This window comes from Mesorhizobium sp. RCC_202 (genome assembly GCF_041355295.1).
Taxonomy (GTDB): Bacteria; Pseudomonadota; Alphaproteobacteria; order Rhizobiales; family Rhizobiaceae; genus Mesorhizobium.
On sequence record NZ_JBFUPO010000005.1, the window covers coordinates 270,662 to 289,510 of the forward strand.

The window sequence follows — 18,849 nt, forward strand, 5'->3', positions numbered from 1 at the left end:
GGCACCCTACCCTTACTGGCAGGCCCGCTGCCCTTGCCTCTCCCTCCCAGTGCATGCAAGGAAGTTCTCGGGAACAACAGGATAACAGGCATGGCGGTTGAAGCTTCGAGCAGCGATCTGGTGCAGGTGGTGGCGCTGCTTGCCGCCGGTGTCGTCGCCGTGCCGATCTTCAAGCGCCTGGGGCTGGGCTCGATCCTGGGCTATCTCGCCGCCGGCGTGATCATCGGCCCGTTCGGCCTTCGTGTCTTTTCCGAATCGGAAGCCATCCTTCACGTCGCCGAGCTTGGCGTCGTCATGTTCCTGTTCATCATCGGGCTCGAAATGCAGCCGTCGCGGCTCTGGGGCCTGCGCCGCGAGATCTTCGGGCTCGGCGCGCTCCAGGTCGGCTTCTGCGCCGTATTGTTGACGCTCGTCGGGCTGGCCGGCGGCTTTCCCATCGCGCAGTCCTTCGTCGCCGGCGCCGGCTTCGTGCTGACCTCGACGGCGATCGTCATGCAATTGCTGGAGGAGCGCGGCGAAATGGCCGCGCCCAAGGGCCAGCGCATCGTCTCCATCCTGCTGCTCGAAGACCTGATGATCGTGCCGCTTTTGGCTTTGGTCGCCTTTCTGGCGCCCGGCGGCGCCGAGACAAGCCTGTCGGAGCGGCTGACTGAAATCGGCATCGGCATCGCGGCCATTGTCGGCCTGGTCGTGGCTGGACGCTATTTGCTCAATCCGCTGTTTCGCATCCTGGCCGACGCCCGCGCCCGCGAGGTGATGACCGCCGCCGCCTTGCTGGTCGTGCTGGGGTCGGCGCTTGCCATGCAGCTATCCGGCCTGTCGATGGCGATGGGCGCTTTCCTCGCCGGTGTGCTTCTGTCGGAATCGACCTTCCGCCATCAGCTCGAAGCGGATATCGAGCCGTTCCGCGGCATCCTGCTCGGCCTGTTCTTCCTCGCCGTCGGCATGTCGCTCGACCTTGGCGTCGTCGCCCGGAACTGGCGGCTCGTTGCCATCTATGTCGTCGCCTACATGATCATGAAGGCGCTCGGCATCTATATCGTCGCGCGCTTGCTGAAGACCGGCCATCGTGAGGCGCTGGAACGCGCCGTCGTCATGGCGCAGGGCGGCGAATTCGCCTTCGTGCTGTATTCCGCGGCCAACGCGGTCGGCATTATCGACGGCCCGGCCAATGCGACGCTGACCGCCATCATCATCATCTCCATGGTGCTGACGCCCCTGGCCATCATAGCGCTGCGTTACTTCACGCCGCGCGACGAGCAATCGCTTGAGGGCGTCGACGTCGCCGACGGCCTGACCGGAAGCGTTTTGATCATCGGCTTCGGCCGCTTCGGCCAGATCGCCAGCCAGCCGCTGCTGTTGCGCGGCATCGATGTCTCGATCATCGACAATGATGTCGAAATGATCCAGGCGGCCGCCGATTTCGGCTTCAAGGTCTATTACGGCGACGGCACCCGGTTGGACATTCTGCGCGCCGCCGGCGCCGGGCGCGCGCGCGCCGTGCTGATCTGCGTCGACAAGGCCGACGCCGCGGTCCGCATGGCCGAACTGATCAAGTCGGAGTTCCCGCTGCTGACGATCCTGGCGCGCGCCTTCGACCGTGGCACCGCGCTGCAGCTTATTCGCGCCGGCGTCGACTACCAGCTGCGCGAAACCTTCGAATCGGCGCTCGTCTTCGGCGGATCGGCACTCGAGGCGATGGGCGTCGATCCGGAGGAGGTCGCCGACGTCATCGACGATGTGCGCCGGCGCGACGCCGCCCGCTTCGAGACGCAGCTGGCCGAAGGCATCCGCGCCGGCCAGCGCTTCCTCAGGGGCAATATCGGTACGCCGATCCCGACGCCGCTCGCACAGCCGCGCCGCGCCGGCCAGGCGCTGAACCAGGAGACCGCCGTCGTCCTGAACAAGGATATGAACAAGGCCGAAACGAAGAGCTGATGGGGGACGGAATGGCAGGACTCGACGCGCGAGCGCTTTCGGTGACGAAATTCTGGCGCGATGCCGGCGAGGATGCATGGTTCGAGAAGAACGATGCCTTCGACACCGATTTCCGCAACCGGTTTCTGGAATTGCACTACGCCGCCGCGCGGCGCGAATGCGACGACTGGAACGCGCATGCCGAAGGCTCGCTGGCGCTGATGATCCTGCTCGACCAGTTTCCGCGCAACTGCTTTCGCGGCACCGGGCACATGTGCGCGACCGATCCCTTAGCCAGGTATTTTGCCGACAAAGCAATTGTCGCGGGCCAGGATCTCGAACTGGAAGAGCTGGTCCGCGTCTTCCTCTATCTGCCCTTCGAGCATTCCGAACTGCTCGCGGACCAGCAACGGTCAGTGGCGCTTACAACCGCGAACGCGGCGGAATACGTGAAATACGCCCACGAGCACCTGGAGATCATCCAGCGTTTCGGCCGCTTCCCGCACCGCAACCGCTTTCTCGGCCGCGAGACGACGGCCGAGGAAAAAGCCTTTCTGGATGGCGGCGGGTTCTCAGGCTGAGTCTCGGCAATTCGAGGAGAGTGGCGACCGGTCAGGCTTTGCGTCTCCGCCGCAGCCTGCCGTCCGGAATTGCGAAACGAAAAGTCAGCTCAGCCACCACTCCCGGCCGGATGACAGCCGCTCGATGCCTGAAATATCGACGGCGCCCAGCCGCTCGGACACGCTCCTGCCGCTGACGGAAAGCTCTGGCGCGATCTCGGCCAGCGGCGCCAGCACGAAAGCGCGCTCCAGCATGCGCGGATGCGGCACTTCGAGGCCCGTCTCGTGGATGACGCGGTCGCCGAACACCAATATGTCGATGTCGATCAGGCGCGGTCCCCAGCGCTCCTCGCGCACGCGCTTCAAGCGCCGTTCGGCATCGAGGCAAAGATCGAGCAGCGCGCGCGGCGACAGTTGTGTCTCGATCGCGGCGGCGGCGTTGAGGAAATCCGGCTGGTCGAGCTTGCCCCAGGGCGGCGTGCGATAGAGCGACGACACGGCGGTAACGCGCGTCTGGTCGTCGCCGTCGAGCATGCGCAGCGCAGCGCCCATGGATTTCGCCGGGTCGCCGAGATTGCCGCCGAGACTGAGATAGACGGTGCTACTCTGGCCAGACAATGGTCACCTCGACATGATCGAGCACGCCGGGCACCGGCGCATTGGGCTTGCGCACCGTGATCGCCGCCTTCCTGATCTGCGGAAAGCGCGACGTCAGCGCCTTCGCCACTTCGAGCGCCAGGGCCTCGATGAGGAAACGGCGATGCCCGGTGACGATCTTTTCGATGACTGTGAAAGCGACGCCGTAATTGACCGTATCCTCGATGGAGTCTTCCTCCAACGGACGGCCGGGCTCGACCGTCAATTCGGCATCGACATAGAAACGCTGGCCAAGCGCCTCCTCCTCGTCCAGCACGCCGTGGCGGGCAAAGAAGGCGCAGTTCTGCATGCGGATGACGTACATGTTCAGTGTCCGGAAGGAGGGTCGGTCTCGCGCGCCAGCATAGCATCGGTCACCGCCAGCGCGTCCACGTTGATTGCGACATCGTGGACGCGAAACAGGTCGGCTCCCTTCAAGCGCAGGATGACGCTGGTGGCCGCCGTTCCGGCGGCGCGCTCGGCTGGAACGCGGCCGGTAACGTTGCCGATGAAGCGTTTGCGCGACGTGCCCGCCATCAGCGGGTAGCCGAGCGCGCGCAGCTCGGCGAACCGCGCAATCAGATCGAGGTTTTCCTCGGCCGTTTCCTTGGCGAAACCGAAACCCGCATCGAGCACGATCTGACCGTCGGTGACGCCGGCTCCATGCGCAATCTCCAGCGATTTGCGCAGGAACACGAACTGGTCCTCGATCACGTCCGCAAGCTTTTGCCTTTCGCGCCCGGTGTGCATGATGACGAGACCGGCGCCGGTTTGCGCGGCGATGCGCGCAATGCCCGGTTCGCGTTGCAGCCCCCAGACATCGTTGACGATATGCGCGCCGGCGGCGACGGCGCGTCGCGCGGTGTCTTCGCGATAGGTGTCGATCGAGATCAGCGCTTCGCCGGAAGCGGCGAGCGCCGCGATGACCGGCAGCACGCGCGCCTGCTCCTGCTCGGCGGTGACGGGCGAAAACCCGGGCCTGGTCGACTCGCCGCCGACGTCGACGATGGCCGCGCCTTCCGCCACCATGCGGCGCGCCTGTTCCACCCCTTTTTCAGCCGCGATGAACAGGCCGCCATCTGAAAAGGAGTCCGGCGTCACATTGAGGATGCCGACGACGACGGCCCTGGGCCCGAGGTCGAGATGGCGCCCATGCGCCAGCTGCCATCGCCGTGTCGTCATTGTCCATCAACCATGTGTGATCCGCCCGAAATCAATTTCGTTGCGCCGGCAACGGCCCTAAAGCAAGCTGCGTGAAGAGGCAACATGATGAACCGGTCCCTGCTCTGCGCCCTGATGCTCGCCATGACCGCACCCACGGCGAGCGCAGCCAATCTGGTGAAAACCTACAGCTATTTCAGCGTCGGCGGCCGCACGCTGGACGAGATCCAGAACCAGCTGTCGAAAAACGGGCCGCAAGTGAAAAGCACCGGATCGCGGCATCCTGGCGCCACGCAGATGGCCTTCACCAGCCGCATCAGCTACGCGCAGAGCGCCAGCTCCTGCCGCATCGCCGACGCGGTCGTGACCTTGAAGGTCAAGGTGATCCTTCCCGAGTGGCGGCGGCCGCGCAAATCCGATCCCGATGTCAGGCTGTTCTGGGATACGCTGTCGGCGGACATCAAGCGCCATGAGGAGCGCCATGTCGAGATCGCCAGGAACCATGCCAAGGCGCTTGAGGACGCGCTGAAGGCCAGCTATCCGCAAAAGACCTGCGAGGCGGCAAAGGCCAAGGCCGCCCAGATCACCGCGACCGAGCTCGCCAGGCACGACCAGGATCAGGTGCGCTTCGACCGCGTCGAAGGCGCCAATTTCGAAAGCCGTATCCTTCGCCTCATGCGCTACCGGATGCAGCGCGTGGAAAATGGCCAGATGCCGCCGCCATAGGGCAATTCCAGGAAAAGTGTGAAGCGGTTTTCCGTCCGAATTGAAACGCTCCAATGCGAAGCAGGTCACATTCAGGGCCAATCACGTCCAAGCATGGTGCCAGAACGCAAAAACTTTCGAGCGAGGGTCGAAATCGGCCTATATCGCCCGACATAAAGCGGGTTTGAAAGACGCGAGCCTCGAAACAGCAAAGCAACAGGCGCCCGATGCAACGGACCGCCTATAGCCGTCCGCTTCACGGTGGATCGAGCATCAGCCTTTGAAAGAATGAAGCATGGACCAGACCGTCGACAACAACACGATGGCGACAAAACCCTCGCCGGTGTTGAGCGAGAGCGAGAAGAACGCCATCATCGGCGGCGTGCTGTTGTCGATGCTTTTGGCAGCCCTTGATCAGACCATCGTCGCCCCTGCCCTGCCGACCATCGCGCGCGCACTCGGCCATGCCGAATACCTGCCCTGGATCGTCACCGGCTATCTTTTGACGGCGACCGCCGTTGCGCCGCTTTACGGCAAGATTTCCGATGTCTATGGCCGTCGTCCGGTCATCTATGCCGCCATCCTCATCTTCCTCATCGGATCGCTGGTCAGCGCGCTGGCGCCCAACATGCTGGTGCTGGTCATCGGCCGCGCCATCCAGGGCGCCGGCGGCGGCGGCCTGTTCGCGCTGGCGCAAACCGTGATCGGCGACCTTGTGCCGCCGCGCGAGCGCGCCCGCTATGCGGCCTGGATCTCCGGCACCTGGGCGGTCGCCAGCATCGCCGGTCCGCTGCTCGGCGGCGTCTTTGCCGAGCATCTGCACTGGTCGCTGATCTTCTGGATCAACCTGCCGATCGGCTTTCTGGCGATGGCCATCATCAACAACCCGCTGAAGAAATTGCCGATCGTCGCCAAGAACCACCGCATCGACGGGCTTGGCGCCGTGCTTTTGGTGATTGCCACGGCGCTGCTGCTTCTGGCGCTCAACTGGGGTGGCAGCACCTATCCCTGGTTCTCCCGCGAAATCCTCGGCCTGGTGGCCTGCTCAGCCGTGTTCTGGGCTTTCTTCGCTCTGAGGCTACTCAAAGCCGCCGAGCCGCTGATCTCGCTCGAGGTGCTGAGCAATCCGATCGTGCTCGCCGGCACGCTGTCGATGTTCCTGCTGCAGGCGGCCAACATCGGCGCCTCGGTCTATTTGCCGGTCTATCTGCAATCGGTCGTCGGGCTTTCGGTCAGCGAATCCGGCACGGCCATGCTCGGCCTGCTGCTCGGCACGGTTGCCGGCGCCACCTTCTCCGGCCGCATGATCCCCCGCTTCGCGCACTACAAACGTATCGCCATGGTCGGCGTCAGCCTGGCCATCGTCTGCATCGGTGTGCTCAGTGCCATTGCGGGACAAGCTTCGCTGCTCGACGTCCTGATCCTGACCACGCTGACTGGCCTTGGCAGTGGAACCACCTTCCCGGTCGCCACCGTCTCGGTCCAGAACGCCGTGGATCGGACCCATCTTGGCGTCGCGACCGGCGTGTTGACCTTCCTGCGCACGCTGGGCGGCGCGCTGGGCGTCGCCATGCTCGGCGCCGTGGCGCTCGGCTATGGTCTGCCGCTATCCTCCGAAGGTTCCGCGACGCATATCGAAGTGACCTCGGCACTGCCGTTCGTGATGATTTTCCTCACCACCGGGATCACGCTGGTCCTGGCGCTGATCGTGCTGGCGCTGATGCCGGAAAAGGAACTGCGCGGCCGCGACGAGCACGCCGCGCCCGTGCTTGCGGAGTAAACCTCTCCGAGTGTGTTGAGATTCAGGTCAGGCCGAGCTGACGTTCGCAGGCCGGCATCACCTGAATATCAACACATCTTAATCGTGCACGCCGAGCTTCTTTTGCAGGCTGGTGGACGAGGTCGTGTACTGGAAGACGATACGTTCGCCCGGGCTGACGATGCGCTTGGCCGCCTGCGCCATCAGCGCCACCTCGTGGAAGCCCGACAGGATCAGCTTCAGCTTGCCGGGATACCAGTTGATGTCGCCGACGGCGAAAATGCCGGGCACCGATGTCTGGAACTTCTCGGTGTCGACCGGGATGAGGTTCTCATGCAGGTTGAGGCCCCATTCGGCGATCGGCCCGAGCTTCATGGTAAGGCCGAAGAAGGGCAGCATGCGCGTGCACGGCACCGCGACATCGCCGTCCGGACCGCCTTTGATCGTCGCGGCGGAAAGCTGGCCGTCCGCGCCGGCCAGAGCGCTTACCTGACCGACCAGGAATTCCAGCTGCTTCATCTCCTGCATGGCATACATTTTGTTGACGCTGTCGGGCGCGGCGCGGAACTCCGGTCGCCGATGGACCAGCGTCACGCTTTTGGCGATCGGCTGCAGGTTGAGCGTCCAGTCGAGCGCGGAATCGCCGCCACCGACGATGACCAGATCGTGGCCGCGGAATTCCTCCATGCGCCGGACCGAATAGAAGACGCTCTTGCCTTCATAGGCCTCAATGCCCGGTATCGGCGGGCGCTTGGGCTGGAACGAGCCACCGCCAGCGGCGATCACCAACACCTTGGCCTCGAACAATTCGCCCTCGTCGGTGGTGACGCGGAAAGTTCCATCCTCGAGCTTTTCCAGGCTCGACACCATGCGGTTGAAGGTGAAGTCCGGCTTGAAAGGGTGGATCTGCTCCATGAGCTTGTCGACCAGGCCCTGGGCCGAGATCGTGGGCCATCCGGGAATGTCGTAGATCGGCTTTTCCGGATAGAGTTCGGCGCACTGGCCGCCGGAACGGTCGAGAATGTCGATGAGATGGCACTTCATGTCGAGGAGGCCAAGCTCGAACACGGCAAACAGGCCGACCGGCCCTGCCCCGACAATGAGGACGTCCGTCTTGATGGTCTCGGTCATGCGCTGTGCCCCCTTTTGGGAATGGGGCGAGACTGCATGAGCAGCGGGCTGCTGCCAAGCAGCCAGCGTAAAAGAATATTGTAAGCCGCTTAAGGCGCCGAGATTCAGGTCAGGCCGAGTCGGAGACGAAGACGGGCGCGAAGCGACCAAACTGGGTGGCTTCCGGGAACCGGAGCGGAGCGTACTTTACGCACGTGAGCACCGGAAGCGCAGGAGGCCGCCATTTGCAGGCCGGCCCCACCTGAAATCGACGCGCCTCATCCCTGGCGCTCGGGAACCCGAACGACCAGGCCGTCGAGCGCGTCGCGGACCTTGATCTGGCAGGACAGGCGCGAATTCGGCCGGACGTCATAGGCGAAGTCCAGCATGTCCTCCTCCATCGCTTCCGGCTCGCCGACCTCGGCCGTCCATGCCTCGTCGACATAGACATGGCAGGTCGCGCAGGCACAGGCGCCGCCGCACTCGGCTTCTATACCGGGAACCGCGTTGCGGATCGCGTTTTCCATGACGGTCGAGCCGTTTTCGGCATCGACGTCGAACTGGGTCCCGTCATGGGCGATGTAAGTCAGTTTTGTCATTAGTCACCTGAGGAGTCGCAGCGGAGATAATCACTCCACCGGACAAGTCAACTGCGGCGCGAAAGCGCCACGAAATGACGTTTTTACGGGAAACGAAGGCCAATGCATGTCGCGCAAAAGTGTGCAGCGGTTTTGCGGCAACGACATGCATGAAAACAATGAGCTAAAGCGCGACGCGCTTTAGCGATTGATGCCGGCGATGAAGTCGCGCACTTCCTCGATCAGCGTGCTGAGCTTCTTGAGCGCGCGGGTGTCGTCCGGCTGACTTTCGATGACCGCCGCGCAGTCGGCGACCGCAAAGGCGCCGATGCCGCGCGCCGATCCCTTCAAGCCATGCGCGAGAAGCACCCTCTGCCTGGCGTCGGCATCGACGATCTGATCGCGGACCGAAAGCGACTGATGCACGAACATCGCCAGCACCTCCCTTTCGAGTTCGCGGTCGCCCATCGTCTGGCGTGCCAGATGGGCAAGATCGACCGGCCGAGCCCCGACCGTCCCGGATGTATCGCCACCGGGCATGGAAAACGCAACACCAACTTCGCCACGCATACGCACTAGAAACTCCATCAAGCGGGCAGACAGCCCAAGAAAATAGGCGATTCCGGTCGCCATCGGGTTAACGATTGGCGCGGAAAAATGTTGTCACGGAGGCAAGCGCATCACGCTTGCGTTAACCTTATATTTAAAGTTTTACGTATCGGCCCGAATGCATGTTTTCTTTACCCCTGTGTGTCATTACGATACGAAGGTCCATTTTTCAGCCTCCTGCGCGGGATAGACAAGCCAGAATCGGGCCAGAATCAGGCCAAAATCATAAGTCCCGCGGCAGCTAGTACAGGGTAGCGAAGGCATGGCTAAGAAACCAACGACGACGAAATCTCTCGAGAACGACGTAGCCGCGGAGCTGGAAAAGGCGCTCGACCTTGACCTCAACGGCGACGACGGCGGCCTCGACATGGCGGCGTCGATGGAAGATCTCGAGGCTCAGATTTCGGCGGCGGCGGACGAACTGGCGCGCGAAGGCCGCAGCCAGAAGGCAGAGCCGGCGGCGCAGCCCCAGCCTCCTAAGGCGCCCGCGGCCAAGCCGGCCGAACTGCGTCCGGTCGAGTCGCGCAATGCCCAGACGACCAGCTTCGCGCCACCGGCCGGCTTTGCGCCCGCCAATGACGACCGCCAGAAGGATTATAAGACGCTGCTGCACAGCCTCAACCGCCGTGCATCGAGCACCATCTACTGGGTGATCGCGTTTGTTTCGCTGGCCTGGATCGCCGGCGCCGGCGGCCTGGCCAACCTCTTGTTCGGCCCCGGCATCTGGAAGATCCGCACTTTCGACCAGTTCTTCGCCCGCCCCGAGCTCATCGGGCTTGCGGTCGCCGCAATCGTTCCGGTCATCCTGTTCTGGGCCTTTGCCGCCATGATCCGGCGCGCGCAGGAAATGCGCCTCGCCGCGCAATCGATGACCGAGGTCGCCTTCCGCTTGGCAGAGCCGGAGAACCTTGCCCAGGACCGCGTCATGATGATCGGCCAGGCCGTTCGCCGCGAAGTGGCGGCCATGGGCGAAGGCATCGAGCGCACTTTGGCGCGCGCGGTCGAGCTCGAAACGCTTGTCCACAGCGAAGTCAGCCAGATCGAACGCTCCTATTCGGAAAACGAATCCCGCATCCGCTCGCTGGTCGACGGTCTGGGCAGCGAACGTGAAGCGGTCGTCAGCCATGCCGAGCGCGTGCGCGCCTCGATCTCCAGCGCTCACGAGACGTTGCGCGACGAGATCGGCGCGGCCAGCGACATCATCCGCGATTCGATCCTCAACGCCTCGACCAAGCTGTCGATGACGATCAACAATTCCGGCGACACGCTGATCGATCGCATCAACGAAAGCTCGACGTCGATCTTCGATTCCGTGGAATCGCGCCTCGACAACATCACCGATCGGCTTTCGACCTCCGGCGAGGCCTTCGCCAGCCTGCTCGACACCCGCATCGCCAAGCTCACCGACACCACGGACGGCCTCACCCGCTCGCTGACCGATCTACTCGACGATCGCACCCACGGCATGGTTTCGCTGCTCGGCGGCGCGGCGCGGACGTTGAATTCCGAGTTCGAAGCAAGCCTCAACGGCATCGAGCGCACGCTGGCCGAGCGCGGCCAGGCGCTGATCAGCGAGTTCCAGACCCGCGCCGAGGCGCTGGACACCGGCACCCAGAAGCTGAATGCCGCGCTGGAAGCCCGCGCCCGCCAGATCAATGAGACGCTGGTCGAACGTGCCCGCGAGATCGCTCACACCTTCGCCGAGAGCAAGGACCATCTGTCGTCGATGATCGACCAGGGCAAGACGCAGATCGGCGCCGATATGGCCGACATCATCTCGTCGACCTCGTCCATGCTCGAAGCCCGCGCCACCGATTTCGCCGGCCGCATGGAAGCGGCCCGGCACGTCGTGTCGCGCTCCTTCGATACCGACATCCAGCGGCTCGCCAATGCCCGCGTCGGCATCGAGGAAGCCGTCGAAAACCACAGCCGCAAGCTTTCCGAGAGCCGCGAACGCATGGCCACCGCCATGCAGACGGACCTGGCGAAATTCGCCGAGGGCCGCGCCGCGATCGATGCGGCGGTCACCAACCAGGTGCAGAAGCTGGCCGAAGGTCGCGGCCTGATCTCGCGCGCGCTGGAAGAAGATTTGCGCAAGGTCAACGAGTCGCGCGCCGCCATCGACGCGTCGCTGGGCGGCCATCTCGAACAGCTGGAGGAAGGCCGCAACCGCCTCGCCCAGGCTTTGAACGAAGACTCCAGCAGGCTTGTCCAAGCTCGTACGATCATTGACGAAATGGTCGCTGGTCACGTCGGCAAACTGGCCGAAGGCCGCAACATCCTTGCCCGCGCCTTGGAAGCCGATCTCGGCAAGCTCGCCGACAGCCGCGCCTCGATCGACGGCCTTGTCGCCGACCAGGTCGAGAAGATCGCCGAGGGCCGCGCCGTGCTCGCCAAGGCGCTCGAAACCGACATTATCGGCATCAGGGGCCTGGTCGACACCCATTCGGCCAAGATCGCCGAGGACCGCGGCGAACTGAGCCGCGCGCTGGAACATGATCTGAGCGGCATCCGCGGCTTGATCGAGAGCCATTCCAACAAGCTCGCCGACGATCGCAGCGTGCTGTCGCAGACGCTCGAGGCCGACCTCGCGAAACTGGCCGAGGGCCGCGCCTCGATCGACGGCCTGGTCGCCGGCCAGGTCGAGAAGCTCGCCGAAGGCCGCGATATCCTCAAGCGCGCGCTGGAAGCCGACCTCAACAATATCAAGGGTGCCATTGCGGGACACTCCAACAAGGTGCTGGAGGATCGCGCCCAATTGTCGAAGGCTCTGGAAGCCGACCTGCAGTCGGTCAGCGGCGCCATCAACGAGCATCAGAACAAGCTCGTCGAGAATCGCTCCGCCTTGTCCAATGCCCTGCAGGACGATTTGCGCCATGTAAGCAGCGCAGTTGCCGACCATCAGGATCGCCTGGTTCAGGAACGCTCCGTGCTGTCGAAGTCGCTTGAAGACGATCTGGCGAAACTGGCCGAAAGCCGCTCCTCGATCGACGGTCTGGTTGCCGGTCAGGTCGAGAAGCTCGCCGAAGGCCGCAACATTCTCAAGCGTGCGCTCGAGGCCGACCTCAACACGATCCAGGGCGCGATCGTCGACCATTCGCAGAAGATCACCGATCACCGCGCCGAGCTTTCGCGCGCCCTTGAAGGCGATTTGACGAGCGCCAGCGGCCTCATGCAGACGCATGCCGATCAGCTCTCGCAAAATCGCTCGGCACTGTCGAAGGCCCTGGAGGACGATCTGGCGAAACTGGCCGAAAGCCGGGCCAGCATCGACGGCCTCGTCTCGGGCCAGGTCGAGAAGCTTGCCGAAGGCCGCGATATCCTCAAGCGCGCGCTCGAGGCGGATCTTGCCAAGCTGGCCGAGAGCCGTGCCGGCATCGACGGTTTGGTCACCGGTCAGGTCGAAAAGCTTGCCGAAGGCCGTGACATCCTGACACGCGCCCTGGAAGCCGATCTCGCCAAGCTTGCCGAAAGCCGCGCCGGCATCGACGGCCTGGTCGCTGGCCAGGTCGAAAAGCTCGCCGAAGGCCGTGACGTGCTGACACGCGCCATGGAAGCCGACCTCCAGAAGCTGGCTGAAAGCCGCTCGGATATCGACGACATCATCGCCGGCCATGTCGGCAAACTGTCCGAGGGCCGCAACATGCTGGCCCGGGCGCTCGAGGACGATCTCGTCAAGCTCACCGACGCGCGCAAGGAGGTCGACCGTTCGGTCGCCGGCCATATCGACCAGATCGCCGCCAGAAGCGGTGACATCTCGGCCGCGATCGCAGCCGATGTCGAAAAGATCGAACAGGCCTTCAGCCGCCAGACCGGCATCATCGAGGAACGCGCCGGCACCATGGAACGCGCGCTTTCGACCGGCGTCGACAATGTCCGCGGCGTCCTGGAAAAGACCGCCGTCTTCGTGGCGGGCGCCCTGCGCGACAAGGTGATGGAAGTCACCAGCACCTTGCACGAGCAGGCAGGCGCGGCCTTCAGCGACGCCGACCGCAAGATCGCCGAACGTGCCGAGCAGACTTCCGCCGCGCTGCTTGCCAGGGCCGAGGACATCGCCCAGGCCTTCGAGCAGGCGGACCGCCGCCTGCACGAGCGTGCCCAGGATACCTCCAACATGCTCATGGCCCGTGCCGACGATGCGTCGAGCGCTCTCATGGCCCGCGCCGAGGAAACCGCCGACAAGCTGGCCAGCCGCGCCGGCGAGATCGCCAACACCTTCGACGCCGCCGACCAGAAGCTCGTTGCCCGCGCGGTCGAAACCGCGCAGTCGCTGGCCGCCCGCGCCGGCGATATCCTGCGCAACTTCGAAGGCGCCGACGAGCGGCTCTCGATGCGCATCGGCGAATCGGCCGAAGCCTTGGCCGCCCGCGCCTCCGATCTCGGCCGCATCTTCGACAGCGCCGACCAGCAATTGATGGCGCGCATCGCGGAAGGTTCGGAAGCGCTTTCGGCCCGCGCCGGCGAAATCGGCCGGATCTTCGACGACGCCGACAACCGGCTGGTTGCGCGCATCGCCTCGAGCAGCTCGGCCATCGGCGAGCATGCCGACACCATCATCGGGGCCTTCGCCTCAACCGAGCAGCGCGTCGCCGACCGCGCGCGCCAGACCGGCCAGGAGCTGGCTGTGCACGCCCGCGAGATCGAGCAGGTGCTGGCCGGCGCCGACGAGCGGCTGTCGGCGAGCGCCGCCGCTACCGCCGCCCGTGTCGAGGATCAGGTGGCCAATGTCGAGAACCGCCTCGCCTACACTGCCGAGACGATGGGCCAGAAGCTCAACGAGCAGGTCTCCAGCGCCGAAGCGCAGCTGATCTCGCGTGCCAACGTCATTGCCGAGACCTTCACCGCGGTCGGCCAGCATATCGGCCAGAGCACCAACGAGGCGGCGAGGACCATCGGTTCCAACACGCGCGAGCTCAACACCATGCTTGCAGCGCGCTCGGCCGAAATGGCGAAAATCCTCGACGAGACGGCGAGACCCTTGGTCGATCGCTTCACCCAGGGTGGATCCGAGCTGCAGCGCAGCATGGAAGAGGTCACCGAGCGGGCGACCGAGAAGCTGCGCAGCGAAAACGCAAGCCTCGTCAACGCGCTCGCCAGCCGCACTGCCGAGACGCTTTCGGCCGTCGAAGGCGCACGCTCCTCGCTTTCCGACAGCGTGGCCGACCTCATCGGCCGCATGTCGACCTCCAGCGCCCAGCTCGGCCAGCTGATCGATCAGGCTGCGGTCAACCTCGGCCAGGTCGAGGAACGGCTTGCCGGCTCGACGCAGAGCTTCGCCACGACCACGGAGAAGGCCGCGCAGACCTTCGCCTCCTCGGCCCGCCTCGTCGATTCGAACACGACACGGCTCACCGACCTGTCGTCGTCGACGCTGCGCGAGGTTGCCTCGATCGCGACCAAGTTCGACGAGCACAGCCGCCTCTTGTCCAGCGCCTCGAATTTGCTCAGCTCCGCGCAGAGCAATCTCGAGCACACGCTGGAGCGTCAGTCCTCGCTGGAAGACCTCGCCGTCGGCCTGGTCAAGAAGTCGGAAGACCTCGAGCGGGTGATGCGTTCCTTCGAGAACCTCGTCGGCCAGACGATGCAGAACGCGGAAGGCCGCACGATGGAATCGGCGGAGAAGATTCGCACGGCCATCACGGAGGTCGTCGAATCGGCCACCCGCCGCTTCGCCGATGCGACCGAGGAGATGCGCCGCACCGCCGGCTCCATCAAGAGTGAGCTCGACCTCACCCGGGCTGAGCTCAAGAAGGGCGTCATCGAGATGCCGGAAGAGGCCAAGGAATCGACCTCGGCCATCCGCCGTGCCGTCGCCGAGCAGATCAATGCGCTGAAGGAACTGTCGGACATCGTTGCGAAATCCGGCCGCAGCGGTTCCAGCGAAGCCGGCGAGCCGCGCGGTCTGCGCCCGGCTCCGCAGGCGCCGGCCCGTGCGGCTGAACCGCCGCTGCGTCGTCCGCCGGCGCCGCAGCCGCAGCAACAGCCGCAACCTGTGCCTCGCGCACCGCAGGCGCCGGTCGCCGAGACGGCGCTGCGCGGCACGCTCGATCTCGAACGTCCCGCCGAGACGCCGCGCCGCGATCCCAATGCCAAGACGCCACAAGGCGGCTGGGTGCGCGATCTGTTGACCAACGCCTCGCGCGAGGAAGAACTTAGGCCGGCAACGCCCGCCGAAGCACCGCGCGCAACGCCTGCCCAGCGCTCGCCGCTGCATGTCATGGAATCGCTCAACTCGCTCTCCGTCGACATCGCGCGCGCCATCGACCACGACGCCTCGATAGAATTGTGGAACCGTTATAGGGGCGGCGAGCGCGACGTGTTCACGCGCCGCCTCTACACGCTGAAGGGCCAGCAGACCTTCGACGAAATCCGTCGCAAGTATCAAGCCGAGACGGAATTCCGCGCCGCGGTCGACCGCTACTGCGAGGATTTCGAGAAGCTGCTCAAGGATGTCTCGCGCAACGACCGCGACAACATCATGGCGCAGACCTACCTGACGTCGGACACCGGCAAGGTCTACACCATGCTGGCTCACGCCAGCGGCCGGTTGCACTGAGCTGATTGGGAAAGCAAAAGGCGGGCTTCGGCCCGCCTTTTTTGTTGCCCCTCAACGGGCTTTGTCTCGTAAAGCGCACTGATGACATCAGTCGGCGCTGCCCCTCATCCGCCTGCCGGCACCTTCTCCCCGTAAACGGGGAGAAGAGAAATGGCCGCAACCTTGGCGCCCGTTCTGCAACGTTGGCATTTGGCGAAATCATACGCGAAAAGCGTCTTTCTCCCCGTCACTATACGGGGAGAAATGCCCGGCAGGGCAATGAGGGGCAGCGCTAACGTCAGATAACGGAATCCGTCCAACGCACGATATCTTTCGCCGCCTGGCCAAACGCATTGTCCAGCGCACCAACATAGGCTGCGTTGCCGCTGCCCGACACCGGCGCGCTCGCCGTGAAGCTCTTTGAGGCGCGCACCTCGCCGTTGCGGTCATTGAGGATGCGCACGAACAGGTCGACATCGGCATGCTCGCCGCCATTGACGCGTACCTCGAAGGAACGCACCTCGACAATGACCTGGTAATCTATCGCCAGTCCCTCGCCCGGCTTGCCGACGCCGGCAAAGCTGCCCGAGCGCTGGAAGGTTTCGGCAAGCCTGGCCTGGACGATGAGCGGCAGGCGATCCGCCCATTGGGCGCCCTTGAGGAACTGAATCGAGCGGTCGGACGGCCTGATGACGATGTTCTGGCTGTCCAGCGCCTTCAGCGCCGAAGGCTGGGCGATCAGGATCTGGCGGCGGCTATGCGCGCGTATGTCGACCGATGGCGCGGACAGTTCGAACGTATCGAGCGGCGCCGGCTTGCCGCCAAGCACCGCACAACCGGCAAGCGCTAGCACAAGCAATGCCGCTGCCGGCTTCAACTTTCGCACCCTACCCAAAGCCACGCGCGATCCCCGTTGTCCACGGACCCTAAAGCAATTCCAGGAAAAGTGTGTAGCGGTTTTCCGTCTGGAATTGCGAAAAACAAAGAGATGGAACGGTTCGCCGCTCCTGTGAAATGGTGAACCGCTCTAAGATCAATCCGATCTCGCCGTCTATTTTCCTGGCGGTCGCGACAGCCGAAGTCAACGCCGCGCCCTCCCGTCAAACTGCCGGACCTCGCCATCGCCACCCGACAGAATACGCTGCGGATTGCGGCTAAGGTCGGTCACGGCTTCCTCGATGCGGTTGATCGAGCGCCGGCTGTCCTGCACCAGCGCCTCGACATTCGTGAGACCTTGGCCTGAGAAACGCGCCAGATTGTCGGTGATGACGCCGAGCCGCGAATTCAGCGTGTCGGCAACCTGCTTGAAGGATTTCAGCGTCGCCCTGGCATCGGCCATCACCCCGTCGGCCTCGCCGGAGCCCAGGATCTTGTCGACCTTGGCGAGGATGCCGTCGACGCGCACCGAGGCATCGTTCAGCCGCTGCGCCAGCTGACGCGCATCCTTGATGGTCTGGTCGATATCGTCCGAACGGTTGGCGATCTTGCCGGTGACCCTGGCGATGTCGGCGGCAGCCTGGTCGGCGCTGGCGCTGGCCTTCTGGATGTTGGCCAAGGCCGCCTTCACATCGGCTGGATCGATACCGTCGAGCACGCCGTTGACCTTGTCCAAGGTGCCTTGCGTCTGCTTGGCGAAGTCGTTGATCGAGACGACCGCCGTGTTGACGTTGCCGATGACGGTGTCGAACTGCTTGCTGGTCTCTTTCAGGTTCGCCGTCACCGTATCGACATTGGCCACGATGCTCTTGATCCGGTCCTTGTCGACCGAATTGAGCAGGCCTTCGGCCGCCTTCAGCGTAGAGTCCAGCCGGCCCGAAACGTTTTTCAGCTGATCCGAAAGCGAGCTCACCGCCGACAGGAACTTGTCGATGCCGTCGGAATTCTTGGCCAGCGCGTCGGAGAAGGTCTCGACATTCTTGACCGTCTGCGTCAGCGGGCCGCGAACATCCTTGGTGAAGCCTTCGAGCTCGGTCAGCACTTTGTCGGCGCGGGTAAAGATGTTCTGCGCCGTCTGCAAAAGATTGGTGACGGCTGACGGGTTGGCGACGATCTCGGCGATCTTGCCTTCCTTTTTCGCCTCGTCGAGAACCCTGGCTTCCTTGGGATCGGCGCCCTTGAGCTCGATATTGGCCTGGCCGCTGAGGCCGGTCAGTCCCAAATCGGCCTGCGTCGACTTGGTGATCGGCGTCCAACTCGCGACTTCGGTATCGGCGATGGCGACGGTCGGATCGTCGCCGTCGATATAGACGTTCTTGACGTCGCCAACCCTGACGCCGTTGAACAGAACCAGGCTGCCGCGGCTGAGACCGGAAGCCGACCCCGGGATGCGCACGCGCAGCATCGTCGTTTCGCCCTTGTCGCCGATCGCCGCGGTCCAGAACACGAAAGCAAAGGCCGCCAGGATCGCGCCCAGCGTGAAGATGCCGACAATTACATAGTTGGCTCTTGTTTCCATCGCCTCACTTATGGCTATGCGCGCGCCGCAAGATCAAGTTGCCGAGCGCGTTTTCCGCGGAAATAGGATTTCACCCACGGCTCATCGCTCTTCAGCATGTCGTCAATCGTGCCTTCGACCAGCACCTTCTTCTTGCCGAGCACTGCCACGTGGTCGCAGGCGGTGAACAGCGTGTCGAGATCGTGCGTGACCATGTAGACGGTCAAATCCATCGTGTCGCGCAGCTTGACGACCAACTCGTCGAATTCGGCCGCGCTGATCGGGTCGAGCCCCGACGTCGGCTCGTCGAGAAAGACGATGTCGGGGTCGAGCGCAAGCGCCCGAGCAAGCGCGGCGCGCTTGATCATGCCGCCGGAAAGCTCGGACGGGAATTTTTGGGCAGCATCCGGCGGCAACCCGACCAGCTCGATCTTGAGCAAGGCGAGTTCATCCATCAACGATCTGGGCAAATCGAGATATTCACGCATCGGCACCTGAACGTTCTCCAGCACCGTCAGCGCCGAAAACAGCGCGCCATGCTGGAAAAGAACGCCGAGACGCATGTCGATACCCAGGCGGTCGGCATCGCTTGCCTTGTCGACGTCGATGCCGAACAGGCTGATCGTTCCCGACTGTTTCGGCATCAAACCAAGGATGGTGCGCAACAGCACCGACTTGCCGGCGCCCGAGGCGCCGACGAAGCCAAGGATCTCACCGCGCTTGATGTCGAGCGAAAGCTTGTCGAGGATCAGCCTGTCGTCGATGGCAACGGTCACATCTCGAACCGAGAGAACGATTTCGTCGTCGTTTTTGGCTTCCTCGGTTGCCGCGCCGCCGCTCGCCAT

Annotated in this window: 14 protein-coding genes; 5 read left to right on the plus strand and 9 right to left on the minus strand. The window is 64.0% G+C overall.

Features of this window, described 5'->3' with window-relative positions; genetic code table 11:
- Positions 1 to 90 precede the first annotated feature (90 nt).
- Both AB6802_RS14165 and AB6802_RS14170 read left to right on the plus strand, forming a co-directional pair.
- Positions 91 to 1,938, plus strand: a complete 1,848-nt coding sequence (locus AB6802_RS14165) for a monovalent cation:proton antiporter-2 (CPA2) family protein (RefSeq protein WP_371010734.1) — start codon at positions 91 to 93, stop codon at positions 1,936 to 1,938.
- An 11-nt stretch (positions 1,939 to 1,949) separates the two neighbouring features.
- Complete coding sequence (locus AB6802_RS14170) at positions 1,950 to 2,498, plus strand: DUF924 family protein (protein WP_371010735.1); 549 nt, start codon at positions 1,950 to 1,952, stop codon at positions 2,496 to 2,498.
- An 84-nt stretch (positions 2,499 to 2,582) separates the two neighbouring features.
- Here the strand turns inward: AB6802_RS14170 and folK are convergent, their stop codons facing one another.
- The 3 genes from folK to folP are packed head-to-tail and all read right to left on the minus strand — an operon-like array spanning position 2,583 to position 4,295.
- A complete protein-coding gene (gene folK / locus AB6802_RS14175; protein ID WP_371010736.1) occupies positions 2,583 to 3,095 on the minus strand; it encodes a 2-amino-4-hydroxy-6-hydroxymethyldihydropteridine diphosphokinase in 513 nt (170 codons plus the stop codon).
- The gene (gene folB / locus AB6802_RS14180; protein ID WP_371010737.1) at positions 3,079 to 3,438 is read right to left on the minus strand and encodes a dihydroneopterin aldolase; all 360 of its coding nucleotides are present in this window, start codon (positions 3,436 to 3,438) and stop codon (positions 3,079 to 3,081) included. The genes folK and folB overlap by 17 nt, the downstream gene beginning before the upstream one ends.
- A 2-nt stretch (positions 3,439 to 3,440) precedes the next feature.
- The gene (folP, locus tag AB6802_RS14185) at positions 3,441 to 4,295 is read right to left on the minus strand and encodes a dihydropteroate synthase (protein ID WP_371010738.1); all 855 of its coding nucleotides are present in this window, start codon (positions 4,293 to 4,295) and stop codon (positions 3,441 to 3,443) included.
- A gap of 84 nt (positions 4,296 to 4,379) precedes the next feature.
- On the opposite strand from folP, the gene AB6802_RS14190 reads away from it, so the two are divergent.
- Together AB6802_RS14190 and AB6802_RS14195 are read left to right on the plus strand one after the other, a co-directional pair.
- A complete protein-coding gene (locus tag AB6802_RS14190; protein ID WP_371010739.1) occupies positions 4,380 to 5,000 on the plus strand; it encodes a DUF922 domain-containing Zn-dependent protease in 621 nt (206 codons plus the stop codon).
- A 274-nt stretch (positions 5,001 to 5,274) separates the two neighbouring features.
- Positions 5,275 to 6,759 carry an MDR family MFS transporter gene (locus tag AB6802_RS14195; RefSeq protein ID WP_371010740.1) on the plus strand — a complete coding sequence of 495 codons (1,485 nt, stop codon included), beginning with the start codon at positions 5,275 to 5,277 and terminating at the stop codon, positions 6,757 to 6,759.
- Between the two features lie 78 nt (positions 6,760 to 6,837).
- On the opposite strand, the gene AB6802_RS14200 is transcribed toward AB6802_RS14195, so the two are convergent.
- The 3 genes from AB6802_RS14200 to AB6802_RS14210 form a co-directional block, all read right to left on the minus strand.
- Positions 6,838 to 7,869: an NAD(P)/FAD-dependent oxidoreductase gene (locus tag AB6802_RS14200; RefSeq protein ID WP_371010741.1), complete on the minus strand. Its 1,032-nt coding sequence runs from the start codon at positions 7,867 to 7,869 to the stop codon at positions 6,838 to 6,840.
- 257 nt (positions 7,870 to 8,126) lie between these two features.
- Entirely contained in the window at positions 8,127 to 8,447 is a 321-nt protein-coding gene (locus AB6802_RS14205; protein WP_040995186.1) for a 2Fe-2S iron-sulfur cluster-binding protein, read from the minus strand.
- A 180-nt stretch (positions 8,448 to 8,627) separates the two neighbouring features.
- Positions 8,628 to 8,996 (minus strand): Hpt domain-containing protein, encoded by a 369-nt coding sequence (locus AB6802_RS14210; protein ID WP_371010742.1) that lies wholly within the window; start codon positions 8,994 to 8,996, stop codon positions 8,628 to 8,630.
- Between the two features lie 301 nt (positions 8,997 to 9,297).
- On the opposite strand from AB6802_RS14210, the gene AB6802_RS14215 reads away from it, so the two are divergent.
- Positions 9,298 to 15,591 carry a kinesin gene (locus tag AB6802_RS14215; protein ID WP_371010743.1) on the plus strand — a complete coding sequence of 2,098 codons (6,294 nt, stop codon included), beginning with the start codon at positions 9,298 to 9,300 and terminating at the stop codon, positions 15,589 to 15,591.
- A gap of 277 nt (positions 15,592 to 15,868) precedes the next feature.
- Here the strand turns inward: AB6802_RS14215 and AB6802_RS14220 are convergent, their stop codons facing one another.
- The 3 genes from AB6802_RS14220 to AB6802_RS14230 all read right to left on the minus strand — a co-directional run bounded on the left by AB6802_RS14220 (position 15,869) and on the right by AB6802_RS14230 (position 18,849).
- Positions 15,869 to 16,471, minus strand: a complete 603-nt coding sequence (locus tag AB6802_RS14220) for an ABC-type transport auxiliary lipoprotein family protein (protein WP_371010744.1) — start codon at positions 16,469 to 16,471, stop codon at positions 15,869 to 15,871.
- Positions 16,472 to 16,651: 180 nt separating this feature from the next.
- On the minus strand, positions 16,652 to 18,025 hold the full coding sequence (locus tag AB6802_RS14225; RefSeq protein ID WP_371010745.1) for an MlaD family protein: 1,374 nt from the start codon (positions 18,023 to 18,025) through the stop codon (positions 16,652 to 16,654).
- A 14-nt stretch (positions 18,026 to 18,039) separates the two neighbouring features.
- Positions 18,040 to 18,849: an ABC transporter ATP-binding protein gene (locus AB6802_RS14230; RefSeq protein ID WP_371010746.1), complete on the minus strand. Its 810-nt coding sequence runs from the start codon at positions 18,847 to 18,849 to the stop codon at positions 18,040 to 18,042.

Excerpts from the sequence above, each read along its gene's own strand:
- AB6802_RS14190 (WP_371010739.1), top strand. The coding sequence starts at position 4,380 with ATGATGAACCGGTCCCTGCTCTGCGCCCTGATGCTCGCCATGACCGCA.
- AB6802_RS14165 (WP_371010734.1), top strand. The coding sequence starts at position 91 with ATGGCGGTTGAAGCTTCGAGCAGCGATCTGGTGCAGGTGGTGGCGCTG.
- AB6802_RS14225 (WP_371010745.1), bottom strand. The coding sequence starts at position 18,025 with ATGGAAACAAGAGCCAACTATGTAATTGTCGGCATCTTCACGCTGGGC.
- AB6802_RS14205 (WP_040995186.1), bottom strand. The coding sequence starts at position 8,447 with ATGACAAAACTGACTTACATCGCCCATGACGGGACCCAGTTCGACGTC.
- AB6802_RS14230 (WP_371010746.1), bottom strand. The coding sequence starts at position 18,849 with ATGGCGAGCGGCGGCGCGGCAACCGAGGAAGCCAAAAACGACGACGAA.
- folB (WP_371010737.1), bottom strand. The coding sequence starts at position 3,438 with ATGTACGTCATCCGCATGCAGAACTGCGCCTTCTTTGCCCGCCACGGC.
- folP (WP_371010738.1), bottom strand. The coding sequence starts at position 4,295 with ATGACGACACGGCGATGGCAGCTGGCGCATGGGCGCCATCTCGACCTC.
- AB6802_RS14195 (WP_371010740.1), top strand. The coding sequence starts at position 5,275 with ATGGACCAGACCGTCGACAACAACACGATGGCGACAAAACCCTCGCCG.
- AB6802_RS14210 (WP_371010742.1), bottom strand. The coding sequence starts at position 8,996 with ATGCGTGGCGAAGTTGGTGTTGCGTTTTCCATGCCCGGTGGCGATACA.
- AB6802_RS14200 (WP_371010741.1), bottom strand. The coding sequence starts at position 7,869 with ATGACCGAGACCATCAAGACGGACGTCCTCATTGTCGGGGCAGGGCCG.
- AB6802_RS14215 (WP_371010743.1), top strand. The coding sequence starts at position 9,298 with ATGGCTAAGAAACCAACGACGACGAAATCTCTCGAGAACGACGTAGCC.
- AB6802_RS14170 (WP_371010735.1), top strand. The coding sequence starts at position 1,950 with ATGGCAGGACTCGACGCGCGAGCGCTTTCGGTGACGAAATTCTGGCGC.